Here is a 15547-nt window from a genome sequence, read left to right as displayed (position 1 = left end):
GGTATCTACGCGCGTAGATAACACAACGCGAGGAAGCTGAAACTTTGCGGGCGATCACAGAATCGTCAGCGCGCCGGGAAATGAAGATAGAGAATGCGGATGGCAAAAAGATGACAGAACCCCGGTTTTTCCGGCCGACAGACCTGCCGTTTTCGCCACGAATCAGCCTGCCGCTTTCGCATTTCTGCGCTACAATGGGGGCCTGTTAACAGTTTGTATCGTCTGGCGCGCCGTACCGGCTGCGGTTCAGGCGAGGAGTAAAGCAATGTCTGGCATCAGGGATTCCATCCTGCCGCCGCTGGAGTGGTTATCCGAACAGGATCCTCCGGCGCCCGCCGCCGTCAGCGACTGGCTGATGGAGTTAGGCTCCATGACCCGCCGATTTGAACGCCATTGCGCCCAGGTGCGCGTTGAACCGCAGCGCGAATGCTTCGTCACGCGCGAGGCGCTGGGCGACGAGGCGAACCACCTGCCCGACAGCCCGCGCTACTGGCTGCGCGAAGTGGTGCTGCTGGGCGACGGCCAGCCCTGGCTGCTGGGGCGCACGGTGATCCCGGAACATACGCTGACCGGACCCGACCAGGCGCTGGTGGATCTGGGCACGCTGCCGCTGGGGCGCTATTTGTTCAGCAGCGGCGATCTGACCCGCGACTATATCCATATCGGCCGACAGGACGCGCTGTGGGCGCGTCGTTCACGGCTGCGGCTGGCGGGCAAACCGCTGCTGCTGACTGAACTGTTTTTACCGGCTTCACCGCTGTATTCAGCGGTTCCTGCATAAGAGAGGAGAACAAGACGTTGGAGGGAAGCGTGACTCAAAGTAAATGGCGGGCTTACAGCCATTTGATGCGCATTGATAAACCGATCGGCACGCTGTTGCTGTTGTGGCCGACGCTGTGGGCGCTGTGGCTGGCCGGGAAAGGCGTGCCGCCGCTGTCGATTCTGGTGGTGTTCGTGCTCGGCGTGTTCCTGATGCGCGCCGCCGGCTGCGTGGTGAATGACTACGCCGATCGCGCGGTGGACGGCTACGTAAAGCGCACCGCCGGGCGGCCGATGCCGAGCGGCCGGGTGAGCGCGAAAGAGGCCAAAGTGCTGTTCGTGGTGCTGGTGCTGATTTCGTTCTGCCTGGTGTTGACGCTGAATGCGATGACCATCTGGCTGTCACTGGCGGCGCTGGCGCTGGCCTGGGTGTATCCGTTTATGAAGCGGGTGACCAACCTGCCGCAGTTCGTACTGGGCGCCGCGTTCGGCTGGGGCATTCCGATGGGCTATGCGGCGGTCAGCGAATCGTTGCCGCTCAGCTGCTGGCTGTTGCTGCTGGCGAACATCTGCTGGACGGTAGCCTATGACACGCTGTATGCGATGGTCGATCGCGACGATGATCTGAAAATCGGCATCAAGTCCACCGCCATCCTGTTCGGGCGTTATGACAAGCTGATCGTCGGGCTGTTGCAGTTCGCGACGTTGTTGCTGCTGGCGTGGGTGGGTTATCTGGCGCAGCTCGGCGGCGCGTTTTACTGGTCGCTGTTGCTGGCGGGCGCGCTGTTCATTCACCAGCAGAAGCAGATCGCCGGGCGCGAGCGCGAAGCCTGCTTCAAGGCCTTCCTGCAGAACAACTATGTCGGGCTGGTGGTGTTTATCGGCATCGCGCTGAGCTATCTGCCGGCGTAACGGTTTCCTGCAGCAAGAAAAAAGGCACCCCAAGGGGTGCCTTTTGTGTTTTCGCGCCGGGCGAAATCACTCGTCTTTCTCTTCTTCCGCATCGGTTTGCGGCAGAGCGTTAGTCTCTTCCGGCATGTTGACGCTTTCGATGGTCAGCTTGATTTCCGGCGTGATCAGATCGCTCAGCATGCTGTACACCTCGAGGGTGTGTTCGCGGATCGCATCGCCGCTGTCGTTGATGTAGCCTTCTTCACGCAGCGTCGCCACCAGGGTGGAGAACACCGCCTTGTCGAAGAACTCCGGCGCGTTGATGCCGTGCAGCACCGACAGACGCTGCGCCATGATGCGGCTCTCTTTTTCCAGCGCGCCGCGGTTGATGCTCGGGTTGGCGCTGAGGATCGACATGGTGATGGCGTAGCGTTGCAGGGTTTCGCGCACCCCGGCGGCCAGCAGCTGCAGCGGGCGAATGCGCGCCGGGTTGAGCACCAGATCGTCGCCTTTGTCGCAGATCAACTGTTGACGGATCAGCTCGTCGATCATCGGCCGCAGCACGTCCGGCAGCTGTTCCTTGTCGTTATGCAGGAACAGCTCGGCTTTCAGCATCGGGTAGATCATGCCGATCTGGCGCAGCAGTTCGGCGCGCGATACCCGGCGGTGATGCATCACGATGCTGGCGATCAGCGACGGCAACACCAGCAGGTGGTGGATGTTGTTGCGGTAATAGGTCATCAGCACCGCCTGTTCGCGCGGCAGAATGATGATGTCGCCGATGTTGTCCTTTTCCACCTCGAACTTGTTCATGTTCAGCGCGTGATCCAGCAGCTCGTCCGGCGTTTGCGTCGGTACGGTGACGTCATGCGCGTAAGGCGCGTTGCGCATCAGCTGCAGGTAGCACTCGAGCTGTTCGACCAGCTGTTCGCGGGTCAGCGAACGCTGACGCGAGGCCAGCAGTGCGGTGGAACACAGGTTCATGGCGTTGGCCGCGGCGGCATTGTTGATGCGCACCATGATCTGGCCGGCCAGATCGTTGACCGTCGGCGTCAGCCAGCTTGGACGCTGAGCTTCGATCGGATCGATCGACTCGCGCCACTGCGGCACGTTCTGGTTGAGGTAAGCTGTCAACGGCAGCGGTTCGCCGAAGTTGACGTAACCCTGACCCAGGTTGCGCAGCTTGCGCAGGCCGCGCAGCATCTGCGGCAGGCTCTCTTTTTCCTTGGTGGCGCCGCGCAGCTCTTTGGCGTAGGTACCCACTTCCATCACGTGCTCGTAACCGATGTAAATCGGCACCAGCGTGATCGGACGGGTGCCGCCGCGCAGCATCGCCTGAATGGTCATCGACAGGGTGCCGGTCTTCGGCTCCAGCAGGCGCCCGGTGCGGGAACGGCCGCCTTCCACGAAGTATTCCACCGAGTAACCGCGGGTGAACAGCTCGCCGAGGTATTCGCGGAACACCGTCGAGTACAGCTTGTTGCCCTTGAAGGTGCGGCGGATGAAGAACGCGCCCAGGCGGCGGAAGATCGGGCCGGCCGGCCAGAAGTTGAGGTTGATGCCCGCAGCGATGTGCGGCGGCACCAGGCCCTGGTGATACAGCACGTAGGACAGCAGCAGATAGTCCATGTGGCTGCGGTGGCAGGGCACGTAGACGATCTCGTGGCCGTCCTGCGCCAGCTGGCGCACGCGCTCGGCGTTGGTGACGTTGATGCCCTGATACAACCGGTTCCAGGTCCAGCTCAGCACGCGGTCGGACAGACGCACGGTTTCGTAGGAGAAGTCGGCGGCGATCTCTTCCATCAGCGCGATGGCGTTCTGCTGGGCCTTCTCGTGCGAGATCTTCTTGCTGCGCGCTTCGTCCTCGACCGCTTTTTCGATCGCTTTGGACGCCAACAGCTTGTTGAACAGATCCTGACGGGCCGGCAGGCTTGGGCCCACCGCGGCCAGGCGCTGACGCGAGAAGTGCATGCGCGCCACGCGTGCCAGTTTCTGCGCGATGGTTTTATCCGTGCCGTGTTCGGTCGCCATGCGGCGCAGCGACACGGTGTTGGAGAAACGCACGAAGCTGTCGCGGCCGAGCCACAGCACGGCGAAGAATTTCTGCACGCCGTTCAACAGACGCAGGTGCGGCGTGCCGTGGCCTTCGCGGCCCGGCGAACGGCCGAACATGACCGAAACCGGCAGCATCTGAATGTCGAGATCCGGATTGCTGCGATGCAGATCCAGATAGTCGTGGAACAGCTTTACCGACTCTTCTTTCGGGGTGTAGTAGCGGAACACGCGCGGGCCGTCGTGAATGAACACGTAGCTCGGCAGCACGGTGCCGTCGATCTCCAGCGAGTTGAGCGGATCGGGCAGATCCTGCGCCAGGCACTGGGTGCGCAGCGTCAGCAAATCCGCCTTGGAATTGTAAGGTAAAACATACAAAATCGGCCGTGAGGGATCCAACCCTAGCTCGGTAACCGGATCTGAAGGGATGACCTTACTTCTTACCAACAATTTAAGTGGTAAATTCAATATTTTATAATAAATTTTACGCCAACCTGACATAACAACGTGAAGCCTCTTGTTAGCAATGCGCCGCAAGCATACCAGAAACCGGGTAGCAGATCTGTGGTGTTCGAAAACCGAGAGCCGTCAGCGCCGACTGTTCTAGACTCTTTTTATTATGACCGACCTCTGAGAAAGGCACGAAAACATGGCAAACCAAGCAACCGGACTGACCCGCATCATCAAGGCCGCCGGCTATTCCTATAAAGGGCTATCCGCCGCCTGGCAGCACGAAGCGGCTTTCCGCCAGGAACTGGTGGTCACCCTTCTGGCTATCATACTGGCTGTTTGGCTGGATGTGGGTGCGATAGCGCGCATTTTATTGATCGGATCGGTAGCGCTGGTGATGATCGTCGAGATCCTGAACAGTGCGATCGAGGCGGTGGTGGATCGCATCGGCAGCGAACATCACGAGCTGTCCGGGCGGGCCAAGGACATGGGATCGGCGGCGGTGTCGCTGGCGATCGCGCTGGCGCTGTTCGTTTGGGGCACGGTCTTATGGCAGCATTTCGGCTGACGAAAAGCGCCTACTGACTGATTTTTATTTATTCTTCGGTTCCCAATCCGCGCTTACCTGTATATACTCACAGCAAGACTGTATAAACAAACAGGGGGCGGAATGAAAGCACTAACTACCAGACAGCAAGAGGTCTACGATCTGATTCGCGAGCACATTTCGCAAACGGGCATGCCGCCAACGCGTGCCGAGATCGCGATGCGTCTGGGGTTCCGTTCGCCTAACGCCGCCGAAGAACACCTGAAGGCGCTGGCACGCAAAGGCGTGATCGAAATCGTCTCCGGTGCCTCGCGCGGTATCCGTCTGCTGATGGAAGAAGAAGAAGGGCTGCCGCTGATCGGCCGCGTCGCCGCCGGCGAGCCGCTGCTGGCGCAGCAGCACATCGAAGGGCACTACCAGGTGGATCCTTCCCTGTTTAAACCGAGCGCCGATTTCCTGCTGCGGGTGAACGGCATGTCGATGCGCGACATCGGCATTCTGGACGGCGATCTGCTGGCGGTGCACAAAACGCAAGACGTGCGCAACGGCCAGGTCGTGGTCGCGCGCATCGAAGACGAAGTGACGGTCAAGCGCTTGAAAAAGCACGGCAACGTGGTTGAACTGCTGCCGGAGAACAATGAATTCCAACCGATAGTGGTCGATCTGCGTCAGCAGAATTTCACTATCGAAGGGCTGGCGGTCGGCGTGATCCGCAACGGCGACTGGATTTAATCGCCGGCCCATCACCGCCGCTCCCTGTATCAATCGCCCCTGTTTTGGGGCGTTTTTGTTTCTGACTTCGCCCTTTGTCACTCAGTCACAGGAACATCCCATCATGCGCCTGATTTCCGCCTTCACCAGCGACACCGATAAAGCCCTGTGGCGCCTCGCCCTGCCGATGATCTTCTCCAATATTACCGTGCCGCTGCTCGGGCTGGTGGACACCGCGGTGATAGGCCACCTCGACAGCCCGATCTACCTGGGGGGCGTGGCGATCGGCGCGGTGGCGACCAGTTTCCTCTTCATGCTGCTGTTATTCCTGCGCATGAGCACCACCGGCCTCGCGGCGCAGGCGCTGGGAGCGAAAAACCCGCAGGCGCTGGCGCGCGCCTTTATGCAACCGCTGCTGCTGGCGCTGTTGGCCGGGGGGGCGATCGTCCTGTTGCGCTACCCGCTGATCGAACTGGCGCTGCGGATCGTCGGCGGCGATGGCGAGGTGCTGGAACAGGCGCGGCGTTTTCTTGAGATCCGCTGGTTGAGCGCGCCGGCGGCGCTGGCCAACCTGGTGCTGCTGGGCTGGCTGCTCGGCGTGCAGTACGTGCGGGCGCCGGTGATCCTGCTGATCGTCGGCAACCTGCTGAACATCGTGCTGGATATCTGGCTGGTGATGGGCCTGGGCTGGAACGTGCGGGGGGCGGCGGCGGCAACCGCCATCGCCGAATACGCTACGTTGCTGCTCGGCCTGTGGTTGGCGTGGCGGGTGATGCGCCTGCGCGGTATTACCCTGCAGATGCTGCGCCAGGCCTGGCGTGGCGATCTGCGTCGCCTGCTGGCGCTCAACCGCGACATCATGCTGCGTTCACTGTTGCTGCAACTGTGCTTTGCGTCGTTGACCATTTTCGGCGCTCGCCTGGGAAGCGAGGTGGTGGCGGTCAATGCGGTATTGATGAATCTGCTGACGTTCACCGCCTATGCGCTCGACGGTTTTGCTTATGCGGTGGAGGCTCATTCGGGCCACGCCTACGGCGCCCGGGACGACAGCCAACTGCGCAAGGTGTGGCACGCGGCCTGCAGGCAGGCAGGGCTGGTCGCGTTGGCCTTCGGCCTGGCGTATGCCGTTACCGGCCAGCAGATCGTGGCGGCATTGACCTCTTTGCCGGAACTGCGTGCGTTGGCCGCCCATTATTTACCCTGGCAGGTCATTCTGCCGCTGGTCGGGGTGTGGTGCTATTTGCTGGACGGCATGTTTATCGGCGCCACGCGCGGCGCTGAGATGCGTAACAGCATGGCGGTGGCCGCTGCGGGATACGGTCTGGCGCTGTTCAGCGTGCCGCTGCTAGGCAACCACGGGCTCTGGCTGGCGCTGGCGGTGTTTCTGGCGCTGCGCGGCCTGGCGTTGGGCTGGATTTGGCACCGTCATCAGGTGCGCGGCAGTTGGTTTGCTGCACGCTAGGTCGAACGCTTTGTTGGGTTATTTATTAATTTATCTTATGTTTTGCTCATATTTGCTTACATGTTTTTAGTCCAGATTCGTTCGCGTTAGCTCGTTGTTTGTTGGCGTTTTTTGTTTTTATTGTATTTTTTAATGGTTTTTTATTCTGCAAATTGGCTTTTTTATTTCCATGTTTAACTAGAATGAATCATGTGGCTGGTAAATGAAGGGGAGCGTTGCTTCTTAAGGTGAAGGGAGCATCAGCCAGAAAAATTTCTGGTTAACCCCGGCCGGCGACAGGGATCACTGATTCACCACAGGTTAACGGAGAGACTATGAATAAAGATCAAGCCGACGGTAACTGGAAGCAGCTGAAAGGCAAAGTGAAAGAGAAATGGGGCAAGCTGACCGATGACGATCTGACGGTCATCGAAGGGAAACGCGAACAGCTGGTCGGCAAAATCCAGGAGCGCTACGGTTACCAGAAAGAGGCGGCCGAAAAAGAGGTGAAAGCCTGGGAAGATCACACCAAACACCGCTGGTAATCTGCAGGGCCGCCATTGAAGGCGGCTTGCACAGCGCAGGCCGGCGTCGCTCCATCCTCTGGCGCTCCGGCCGCAGGTACAGGGAGGTACCTGATTTTGTCTTACTTCTTCTTGATGGCGATGCTGTGATCGTGTTCGGCGCAGTCATGCTTGCTGTCGCAAGCTTCAACTTCCACGCAGCCGGCGCACAGACCGTGCGCTTCCACTACGCTGTGCCGCAGCGCAAATCCGGCCTCCTGAGCCAGCTTTTGCAGCGTTTCCTCTACGCCTTCAGTGGTGCGTTCGGTCACCTGGCCGCAGCGGTCGCAGATAAACAGCGCGGACGTATGCATCGGCTGTTCGAAGTGGTGGCACAGCACGTAGCTGTTGGCGGACTCCACCCTATGGATAAACCCTTGCTCCAGCAGAAAATCCAGCGCGCGGTAGACCGTCGGCGGCTTGGCCTGCGGTTCGGCGACGCGCAGCAGATCGAGCAGGTCGTAAGCGCTGATTGCACCGGGTTGCTGAGTCATCAGACGCAGCACTTCCAGCCGTTGCGGCGTCAATCGCACATTGCGTTGCTGGCAGAGGCGTTCCGCCTGCGCCAGCAGCTTTTCCTGGGTGGTTGAGTTCATCGCAAATATCCCGGTACGTAAAAAAGCCGATTTTACCATGATTACGGCGAATCGCCGAGAGTTGCCCCCTTTTCCCCTGAGGATAGCGCAGAGAAAGGCGCGCTGAGCGCGCTAAAAGAGAGATGCATCACAACTTTTCCCCTCCGCCGGACGGCAAATCAACGTTGCCGATTTTAGCGCTGGAGAGCAGCGGGCGAGAGCGGTATAACGCGCTTCATCCGCGTGATAAGCAGGAGCCTTGTGTGATGACGGAAAGAGAGAAACTGTTAAGCGGCCTGGAGTACAACAGCCGCGATGAAGAACTGATCGCCCTGTACCATCGAGCCAGGGTGTTGACCAAAAGCCTGGAGGCGCTGGATTCGCATCAGGCGGACGAGAAAAATCGCCTGCTCGGCGAGCTGTTCGGCAGCTGGGGTGAGGCGAGCTGGATCGAAACGCCATTCTGGTGCGACTACGGGCAGCATGTCCGCATCGGCAAAAACTGTTTTATCAACGTCAATGCGGTGTTCCTCGACTGCAACACCATCACCATCGGCGACAACACGCTGATCGGCCCCAACGTGCAAATCTACACGCCGAGTCATCCGCTGAAGGCCGGTGAACGCTTTACCGGCGATCCGGCTTTTCCTTTCCGCACCTCGGCGCAGCCGGTGTCCATCGGCAGCAACGTGTGGATCGGCGGCAACGTGGTGATCCTGCCGGGAGTGACCATCGGCGATGGCACGACTATCGGCGCGGGCAGCATCGTCACCGGCGACATTCAGGCCAATGTGTTGGCGCTGGGGCAGCCGTGCCGGGTTATCCGCGCGTTGGAATAGGGCGCTGAATACGAATCGGCGGCCAGCGGTTTATCGGCGAGTGCGGGGCAAAGGGGGAGGAGGGGGCTTCTTATGGTGCGAATCGTCGTTTGGCAACTGGCGGTCATCGGCCAAGGCCTGACGTGCGGCCGCAAGGCGGCTCATGACGGTGCCGATTGGCACCGCCAGCACTTTCGCCGCTTCCCGGTAGGACAGCCCTTCGACATACACCAAAAACAGCGCGTTGCGCTGGGCCGCCGGCAGCCGGTTTACGCGCCGCATCACTTCATTGAGCCAGACTGGCTGTTCACCGTTGTCCGCATCGCCAAGCTCTTCCGCCACCATGCAGCCTTGCCCCTGGCGAAGATGCTGGGCGCGAACTTCATTGAGCCAGATGGAGTGCAGGATGGAAAACAACCAGCGATCCAGGTGAGAACCGGGGGTGAATTGCGCGGCGCGTTCCAGCGCACGCACGCAGGTCGCCTGCACCAGATCGTCGGCGATATCCCGCCGGTGCGAAAGCACCAGCGCATAGCGCCACAGGCGGGAGAGATAGTGGCCGAGTTCATCGCGTATCGCATCGCCGCTGATAGTCACCTCCGCAGGCGCGTCGGATCAAGATTCCGGGTGGCGGTCGATGGCTGCCGCCAAATCACGGTACTCCTCGCACCCGGTGCCGCACAGCGACTGGATCACCTGCAGCTGTTGGCGCGCCAGGTCGGGCCGCCCTTTCAGCATATAGGCTTCCCCCAGGTACTCGCGCACTTTGGGGTATTTCGGATCGAGGGCGACTGATTTTAAATAATAGCCGATACCCTCATCGGTGCGGCCAAGTTTGCGCGTGGCGTAGCCGCGATAATTCAGTGCGACGGCGGTGTTGGGATTTTTCAGCGTATTGAGCATATCGATCGCTTCCTGATAGCGGCCGCTTTTCGCCAGTGCATAGGCATAGTTAGTGCGGTCGGCGTCGTCGACTTTGCTGCTTTTATCCACCGTGCAGGTCTGGGTTTTACTGTCATAGACCTGGCCTTTCGGACAGGTCGGCGGGGTTTGGCTGCTGCCGTCGCCGCCCATCGCCAGCGCCCCGCCGGAAAACAGCAGGCAGCCGGCAATGGTCGATGCCAGCAGGCGTTTAATGAAGCTGTTCATGGTTGTGTCCTCAAGGCAGAGGCGCCGTGCGCGCCCGTAATGAGATAACACCTGAACGCGTGAATTTATTCGCCTTACTCCCGCTTATTTACGCCGCCGGCAAGGCGGTTTTCCCAACGGCGCCGATTGTCGTTATAATAGCCGTTTGCGGCCGCGCGCCGTTCGTTGAACCCAGATAGACTCAGGTAGCCAGTAACTCAGCATGACGAAAGACAACCACGCCCCAACCTACGCCGCCAATCGCTTCTCCATCGCGCCAATGCTCGACTGGACCGATCGTCATTGCCGTTACTTCCACCGCCTGCTGACCAAGGAAACGCTGCTGTACACCGAAATGGTGACCACCGGCGCGATCATACACGGCAAGGGTGACTACCTGGCCTACAGCGAAGAAGAGCATCCTGTGGCGCTGCAGCTGGGCGGCAGCGATCCGGTCGCGCTGGCGCACTGCGCCAAACTGGCGGAGCAGCGCGGTTATGACGAGATTAACCTCAACGTCGGCTGTCCGTCCGATCGCGTGCAAAACGGCATGTTCGGCGCCTGCCTGATGGGCCAGGCGACGCTGGTCGCCGACTGCATCAAGGCGATGCGCGACGTCGTATCGATACCGGTGACGGTGAAGACCCGCATCGGCATCGACGATCAGGACAGCTACGCCTTCCTGTGCGACTTTATCCAGACCGTCGCCGGGCGCGGCGAGTGCGACATGTTCACTATCCACGCTCGCAAAGCCTGGCTCTCCGGCCTCAGCCCGAAAGAGAACCGCGAAGTGCCGCCGCTGGACTACCCGCGCGTTTATCAGTTGAAGCGGGATTTCCCGGCGCTGACCATCGCCATCAACGGTGGAGTGAAAACGCTGGAAGAGGCGCAACAGCACCTGCAGCATCTGGACGGCGTGATGATGGGGCGCGAGGCGTACCAGAATCCGGGCATCCTGGCGCGGGTCGACAGCGAACTGTTCGGCGCGCAGACCGCGGTGCCGGACAGCGTGGCGATCGTCGAAGCGCTGTATCCGTATATTGAGCGCGAGCTGTCCAACGGCACCTATCTCGGCCACATCACCCGCCACATCCTCGGTTTGTTCCAGGGTGTGCCGGGCGCGCGCCAGTGGCGTCGCCACCTGAGCGAGAACGCCCACAAGCCGGGCGCCGATGCGCGGGTGGTGGAGCAGGCGCTGGCGTTGGTGCGTCAGCCGCGCGTCGAAATGGCGTAACCCACAAAAAGTTTGACCAACAGTTAGTCTTTTTCGCCAGGCATTCGGCGTGTTGCCGGATGTCTGCCCCGTTTTTTCAATAGGTTAGCCCTTCCGCCATTCTGGCACGCTTCTTGTAATCCACTCTGCAGATACGTTGAGTTGCAAAGGAGCAATCATGTTGGAAATCTTCTTTCTCATTGGCTTTGTGGTGATGCTGATGGTGACCGGCATCTCGCTGCTGGGGATCTTCGCTGCGCTGTTGGCGGCGGCGGCGTTCATGCTGTTGGGCGGATTGTTCGCGGTGATGATTAAGCTGTTGCCGTGGTTGATTTTGGCGGTGGTTGGGGTATGGATTTACCGTTCGATGCAGAAACCCCAGATCCGGCGTTACTGATTTTTTGCCGAATAATCAGTCAGTCGCGATGAAACTTGCATAACTGCCCGCCACGCTAATGCGGCAGCGATCACAGCTTGGCAGTTTTACCCGGCGATGTGGCACATAAAGCGTGTTTTTTGCCGGACGGGGCTGTTAGGATGTTGGTCGATGCAGTGATGCGACCGATTTCATCACCGTGAGAGACAACCAAAATTCGTGTTGCTGAAGCAACCCCCGGTCTCTGGCGGACTCTGCTCTACCCCTACAAAACGCAGTAACAGAAAGGGCTCCGCAAGGAGCCCTTTTCTTTTGCCGCGATCAGGGGATCAGCAGACTGGAGCCACTGGTGCTGCGGCTTTCCAATACTTGGTGTGCCCGTTGGGCGTCGGCCAGCGCGAATTTCTGCTCGTCTTTCACTTCCACCCGAATGGCGCCGCTGCCGATCAGGGAGAACAGCTCGTTGCTGGCGTACTGCAGCTCGGCGCGGTTGGTGATGTAGCCGTTGAGGGAAGGGCGGGTGACGTACAGCGAGCCCTTCTGATTCAACAGCGCCAGATCGACGCCGGTCACCGGGCCGGAGGCGTTGCCGAAGCTGACCATCAGGCCGCGCCGCTTCAGGCTGTCGAGTGAGGCCAGCCAGGTGCTTTTACCCACCGAATCGTACACCACGCCGACCTTCTCGCCCTGCGTCAGCTCGGCCACCCGCTGGGCGATATCTTCTTTATGGTAGTTGATGGTGGCCCAGGCGCCGGCCTGCTTCGCCAGCGCGGCCTTCTCGTCGGAGCCGACGCTGCCGATCAGGCGCGCGCCCAGCGCTTTCGCCCATTGGCAGGCGATAAGGCCGACGCCGCCGGCGGCGGCATGGAACAGAAACACTTCACCCGGTTGCACGTCGTGGGTCTGGCGCAGTAGGTAGTGTACCGTCAGCCCTTTCAGGAAAGAGGCGGCGCCCTGTTCAAAGCTCAGGTTGTGCGGCAGCAGCGCCACTTTTTCTTCCGGCACGTTGTGGATCTCGCTGTAGGCGCCGAGCGCTGATTGCGCATACACCACCCGGTCGCCCGGTTTGAGGAAGCTGACCCCGGCGCCGACCTTGGTCACCACGCCGGCCGCTTCGGTGCCGAGGCCGCTCGGCAGGCTCGCCGGCGCATACAGGCCGCTGCGTACATAGGTATCGATGTAGTTGATGCCGATCGCCTTGTTCTCGATCTGCACTTCGCCGGCCGCCGGATCGAGCGGTGTAAAATCAACGTATTGCAAGACTTCCGGCCCGCCGGTGGCGGAGAATTGAATGCGCTTGGCCATGTTCTACCCTCATTTGGTTATCTGAATTCACCCTATGCCTTTTGGCTGCGGAGATCTAGCCTGCCCGTGCGCCGGCCTGTGGCAATTATGCGGCGGAATCGTGCGGAAAAATCACGTATACTCTTGCGTCAGCAGCCTCACCCTCATTCGCAACCGGATAAAGACTACGTTTCATGGCAGGAAAAAAACCAACCAACAAAACAAACGCGGACGAAACCAGAGAGCGTTCCAGAGATCGTCAGATGGAAGGGCTGAAGATGCCGCCGCACTCGCTGGAGGCAGAACAGTCGGTGTTGGGCGGTTTGATGCTGGATAACGAGCGCTGGGACAACGTGGCGGAGCGCGTGGTCGCCAACGACTTCTTCAGCCGCCCGCACCGCCTGATCTTTACCGAGATGCAGCGTCTGCTGGAGATGAGCAAGCCGATCGACCTCATCACCCTGTCCGAATCGCTCGAGCAGAAGGGCGAGCTGGACTCGGTCGGCGGCTTCGCCTACCTGGCCGAGCTGTCGAAAAACACCCCGAGCGCCGCCAACATCGGCGCCTACGCGGACATCGTGCGCGAGCGCGCGGTGGTGCGCGAAATGATCTCGGTGGCTAACGAAATCGCCGACGCCGGCTACGATCCGCAGGGGCGCAGCAGCGAAGATCTGCTCGATCTGGCGGAATCCCGCGTGTTCCAAATCGCCGAGAACCGCGCCAGCAAAGACGAAGGCCCGAAGGGCATCGAGCGCATCCTGGAAGACACCGTGTCGCGCATCGAGCAGCTGTATCAGCAGCCGCACGACGGCGTGACCGGGGTTGATACCGGCTATCAGGACCTCAACAAGAAAACCGCGGGCATGCAAAAGTCCGATCTGATCATCGTCGCCGCCCGTCCTTCGATGGGGAAAACCACCTTCGCCATGAACCTGTGCGAAAACGCCGCGATGACCCAGGAAAAACCGGTGCTGATCTTCAGCCTGGAGATGCCTGGCGAGCAGATCATGATGCGTATGCTGGCGTCGCTGTCGCGCGTGGATCAGACGCGCATCCGTACCGGCCAGCTCGACGACGAGGACTGGGCGCGCATTTCCAGCACCATGGGCATCCTGCTGGAGAAGCGCAACATGTACATCGACGACTCCTCCGGCCTGACGCCGACCGAAGTGCGCTCGCGCGCGCGGCGTATTTTCCGCGAGCACGACGGGCTTAGCCTTATCATGATCGACTACCTGCAGTTGATGCGCGTGCCGGCCCTGTCCGACAACCGTACGCTGGAGATCGCCGAGATTTCGCGCTCGCTGAAGGCGCTGGCGAAAGAGCTGCAGGTGCCGGTGGTGGCGCTGTCGCAGCTGAACCGAAGCCTGGAGCAGCGCGCCGACAAACGCCCGGTCAACTCCGACTTGCGTGAATCCGGCTCTATCGAGCAGGATGCCGACCTGATTATGTTCATCTATCGTGATGAGGTGTATCACGAGAACAGCGATCTGAAAGGGATCGCGGAAATTATTATCGGTAAGCAGCGTAACGGCCCCATCGGCACCGTGCGCCTTACCTTTAACGGCCAGTGGTCGCGTTTCGACAACTACGCGGGGCCACAATACGATGACGAATAATCAGCTAAGGAACTGAAATGAAAGCGGCAACCGCTGTAATCGACCGCCGCGCTCTGCGACATAATCTGCAACAGGTGCGCCGCCAGGCGCCGCAAAGCCGCCTGATTGCCGTTGTGAAAGCAAACGCTTATGGACATGGCCTGCTGGAAACAGCACACACCCTGCAAGACGCCGACTGCTACGGCGTGGCGCGCATCGGCGAGGCGCTGATGCTGCGTTCCGGCGGCATCGTCAAACCGATCCTGCTGCTGGAAGGTTTCTTCTGTGCCGAAGACCTGCCGGTGCTGGTGGCGAACAACATCGAAACCGCGGTGCACTGCATCGAACAGCTCGAAGCGCTGGAGCAGGCCGAACTGGCGCGCCCGGTGCCGGTGTGGATGAAGCTCGATACCGGCATGCATCGGTTGGGGGTGCGTCCCGAACAGGCGGAAGCGTTTTATCAGCGCCTGTGCGCCTGCCGCAACGTGGCGCAGCCGGTCAATATCATGAGCCACTTCAGCCGCGCCGATGAGCCGGAGTCCGACGCCACCCTGAAACAGATCGCCTGCTTCGAGCAGTTCGCGCGCGGCAAACCGGGCCAGCGCTCGGTCGCCGCCTCCGGCGGCACGCTGCTGTGGCCGGACGCCCACAACGAGTGGGTGCGTCCCGGCATCATTCTGTACGGCGTGTCGCCGCTGGATAACGGCAGCGGCGCCGAGCATGGTCTGCAGCCGGCGATGACCCTGAAATCCAGCCTGATCGCGGTGCGCGAGCACAAGGCCGGCGAAGCGGTCGGCTACGGCGGCACCTGGGTAAGTCCGCGCGATACCCGGCTGGGCGTGGTGGCGATGGGATACGGCGACGGTTACCCGCGCAGCGCGCCGACCGGCACGCCGATCCTGATCAACGGCCGTGAAGTGCCGATCGTCGGCCGGGTGTCGATGGACATGATTTCGGTCGATCTCGGGCCGGATGCCGCCGATAAGGTGGGGGATGAAGCGGTGCTGTGGGGGCCGGCATTGCCGGTCGAGCGTATCGCCGCCTGCACCGGCATCAGCGCTTATGAACTGATCACCAAGCTCACGCAGCGCGTGGCGATGGAATACATCGGCGACTGATGCGCCGCAGGGGCCGACGCGCG

16 protein-coding genes are annotated in these 15547 nt (G+C 60.6%); 11 read left to right on the top strand and 5 right to left on the bottom strand.

The window, feature by feature from the left end:
* Positions 1-265 precede the first annotated feature (265 nt).
* The gene (gene ubiC / locus ACJ8PL_RS19550; protein WP_015379228.1) at positions 266-781 is read left to right on the top strand and encodes a chorismate lyase; all 516 of its coding nucleotides are present in this window, start codon (positions 266-268) and stop codon (positions 779-781) included.
* A gap of 17 nt (positions 782-798) precedes the next feature.
* Entirely contained in the window at positions 799-1671 is an 873-nt protein-coding gene (gene ubiA, locus ACJ8PL_RS19545; RefSeq protein WP_028127548.1) for a 4-hydroxybenzoate octaprenyltransferase, read from the top strand.
* A 66-nt stretch (positions 1672-1737) separates the two neighbouring features.
* Here the strand turns inward: ubiA and plsB are convergent, their stop codons facing one another.
* Complete coding sequence (gene plsB, locus ACJ8PL_RS19540) at positions 1738-4203, bottom strand: glycerol-3-phosphate 1-O-acyltransferase PlsB (protein WP_028127547.1); 2466 nt, start codon at positions 4201-4203, stop codon at positions 1738-1740.
* A gap of 148 nt (positions 4204-4351) precedes the next feature.
* Here plsB and ACJ8PL_RS19535 point away from each other — a divergent pair, with 148 nt between their 5' ends.
* The 4 genes from ACJ8PL_RS19535 (at position 4352) to ACJ8PL_RS19520 (ending at position 7396) form a co-directional block, all read left to right on the top strand.
* A complete protein-coding gene (locus tag ACJ8PL_RS19535) occupies positions 4352-4720 on the top strand; it encodes a diacylglycerol kinase (protein WP_016930276.1) in 369 nt (122 codons plus the stop codon).
* Between the two features lie 102 nt (positions 4721-4822).
* The gene (lexA, locus tag ACJ8PL_RS19530; RefSeq protein WP_004936736.1) at positions 4823-5431 is read left to right on the top strand and encodes a transcriptional repressor LexA; all 609 of its coding nucleotides are present in this window, start codon (positions 4823-4825) and stop codon (positions 5429-5431) included.
* Positions 5432-5534: 103 nt separating this feature from the next.
* Complete coding sequence (gene dinF, locus ACJ8PL_RS19525) at positions 5535-6872, top strand: MATE family efflux transporter DinF (protein ID WP_079451598.1); 1338 nt, start codon at positions 5535-5537, stop codon at positions 6870-6872.
* A 314-nt stretch (positions 6873-7186) separates the two neighbouring features.
* Complete coding sequence (locus ACJ8PL_RS19520) at positions 7187-7396, top strand: CsbD family protein (RefSeq protein ID WP_004936743.1); 210 nt, start codon at positions 7187-7189, stop codon at positions 7394-7396.
* 101 nt (positions 7397-7497) lie between these two features.
* Here ACJ8PL_RS19520 and zur read toward each other — a convergent pair whose 3' ends face one another.
* On the bottom strand, positions 7498-8010 hold the full coding sequence (gene zur, locus ACJ8PL_RS19515) for a zinc uptake transcriptional repressor Zur (RefSeq protein ID WP_015379223.1): 513 nt from the start codon (positions 8008-8010) through the stop codon (positions 7498-7500).
* Between the two features lie 245 nt (positions 8011-8255).
* Between zur and ACJ8PL_RS19510 the strand changes: the two genes are divergently transcribed.
* Positions 8256-8828, top strand: coding sequence for a sugar O-acetyltransferase (locus ACJ8PL_RS19510; protein ID WP_442531335.1), 573 nt, complete (start codon positions 8256-8258; stop codon positions 8826-8828).
* A 30-nt stretch (positions 8829-8858) separates the two neighbouring features.
* Here the strand turns inward: ACJ8PL_RS19510 and ACJ8PL_RS19505 are convergent, their stop codons facing one another.
* Both ACJ8PL_RS19505 and ACJ8PL_RS19500 read right to left on the bottom strand, forming a co-directional pair.
* Positions 8859-9404 carry an RNA polymerase sigma factor gene (locus ACJ8PL_RS19505; RefSeq protein WP_261419975.1) on the bottom strand — a complete coding sequence of 182 codons (546 nt, stop codon included), beginning with the start codon at positions 9402-9404 and terminating at the stop codon, positions 8859-8861.
* An 18-nt stretch (positions 9405-9422) separates the two neighbouring features.
* Positions 9423-9956, bottom strand: coding sequence for a tetratricopeptide repeat protein (locus ACJ8PL_RS19500; protein WP_016930272.1), 534 nt, complete (start codon positions 9954-9956; stop codon positions 9423-9425).
* 202 nt (positions 9957-10158) lie between these two features.
* Here ACJ8PL_RS19500 and dusA point away from each other — a divergent pair, with 202 nt between their 5' ends.
* Positions 10159-11169 (top strand): tRNA dihydrouridine(20/20a) synthase DusA, encoded by a 1011-nt coding sequence (dusA, locus tag ACJ8PL_RS19495; protein WP_016930271.1) that lies wholly within the window; start codon positions 10159-10161, stop codon positions 11167-11169.
* 157 nt (positions 11170-11326) lie between these two features.
* The gene (gene pspG, locus ACJ8PL_RS19490; protein ID WP_261106428.1) at positions 11327-11545 is read left to right on the top strand and encodes an envelope stress response protein PspG; all 219 of its coding nucleotides are present in this window, start codon (positions 11327-11329) and stop codon (positions 11543-11545) included.
* Between the two features lie 300 nt (positions 11546-11845).
* Here the strand turns inward: pspG and ACJ8PL_RS19485 are convergent, their stop codons facing one another.
* Entirely contained in the window at positions 11846-12829 is a 984-nt protein-coding gene (locus ACJ8PL_RS19485) for a quinone oxidoreductase (RefSeq protein WP_261106427.1), read from the bottom strand.
* Positions 12830-13002: 173 nt separating this feature from the next.
* Between ACJ8PL_RS19485 and dnaB the strand changes: the two genes are divergently transcribed.
* Together dnaB and alr are read left to right on the top strand one after the other, a co-directional pair.
* Positions 13003-14427 (top strand): replicative DNA helicase, encoded by a 1425-nt coding sequence (gene dnaB, locus ACJ8PL_RS19480; protein WP_025160134.1) that lies wholly within the window; start codon positions 13003-13005, stop codon positions 14425-14427.
* Positions 14428-14444: 17 nt separating this feature from the next.
* Positions 14445-15524, top strand: coding sequence for an alanine racemase (gene alr, locus ACJ8PL_RS19475; RefSeq protein ID WP_016930268.1), 1080 nt, complete (start codon positions 14445-14447; stop codon positions 15522-15524).
* The last annotated feature ends 23 nt before the right edge of the window (positions 15525-15547 follow it).

Source organism: Serratia sp. CY83965 (assembly GCF_052166375.1).
Taxonomy (GTDB): domain Bacteria; phylum Pseudomonadota; class Gammaproteobacteria; order Enterobacterales; family Enterobacteriaceae; genus Serratia; species Serratia marcescens.
This window is presented reverse-complemented; position numbering and strand designations above follow the sequence as displayed.

What these genes read in the sequence shown, in the direction of transcription:
- ubiC (WP_015379228.1), top strand. Translation starts at nt 266, where the DNA reads ATGTCTGGCATCAGGGATTCCATCCTGCCGCCGCTGGAGTGGTTATCC.
- plsB (WP_028127547.1), bottom strand. Translation starts at nt 4,203, where the DNA reads ATGTCAGGTTGGCGTAAAATTTATTATAAAATATTGAATTTACCACTT.
- ACJ8PL_RS19535 (WP_016930276.1), top strand. Translation starts at nt 4,352, where the DNA reads ATGGCAAACCAAGCAACCGGACTGACCCGCATCATCAAGGCCGCCGGC.
- lexA (WP_004936736.1), top strand. Translation starts at nt 4,823, where the DNA reads ATGAAAGCACTAACTACCAGACAGCAAGAGGTCTACGATCTGATTCGC.
- dinF (WP_079451598.1), top strand. Translation starts at nt 5,535, where the DNA reads ATGCGCCTGATTTCCGCCTTCACCAGCGACACCGATAAAGCCCTGTGG.
- ACJ8PL_RS19520 (WP_004936743.1), top strand. Translation starts at nt 7,187, where the DNA reads ATGAATAAAGATCAAGCCGACGGTAACTGGAAGCAGCTGAAAGGCAAA.
- zur (WP_015379223.1), bottom strand. Translation starts at nt 8,010, where the DNA reads ATGAACTCAACCACCCAGGAAAAGCTGCTGGCGCAGGCGGAACGCCTC.
- ACJ8PL_RS19510 (WP_442531335.1), top strand. Translation starts at nt 8,256, where the DNA reads ATGACGGAAAGAGAGAAACTGTTAAGCGGCCTGGAGTACAACAGCCGC.
- ACJ8PL_RS19500 (WP_016930272.1), bottom strand. Translation starts at nt 9,956, where the DNA reads ATGAACAGCTTCATTAAACGCCTGCTGGCATCGACCATTGCCGGCTGC.
- dusA (WP_016930271.1), top strand. Translation starts at nt 10,159, where the DNA reads ATGACGAAAGACAACCACGCCCCAACCTACGCCGCCAATCGCTTCTCC.
- pspG (WP_261106428.1), top strand. Translation starts at nt 11,327, where the DNA reads ATGTTGGAAATCTTCTTTCTCATTGGCTTTGTGGTGATGCTGATGGTG.
- ACJ8PL_RS19485 (WP_261106427.1), bottom strand. Translation starts at nt 12,829, where the DNA reads ATGGCCAAGCGCATTCAATTCTCCGCCACCGGCGGGCCGGAAGTCTTG.
- dnaB (WP_025160134.1), top strand. Translation starts at nt 13,003, where the DNA reads ATGGCAGGAAAAAAACCAACCAACAAAACAAACGCGGACGAAACCAGA.
- alr (WP_016930268.1), top strand. Translation starts at nt 14,445, where the DNA reads ATGAAAGCGGCAACCGCTGTAATCGACCGCCGCGCTCTGCGACATAAT.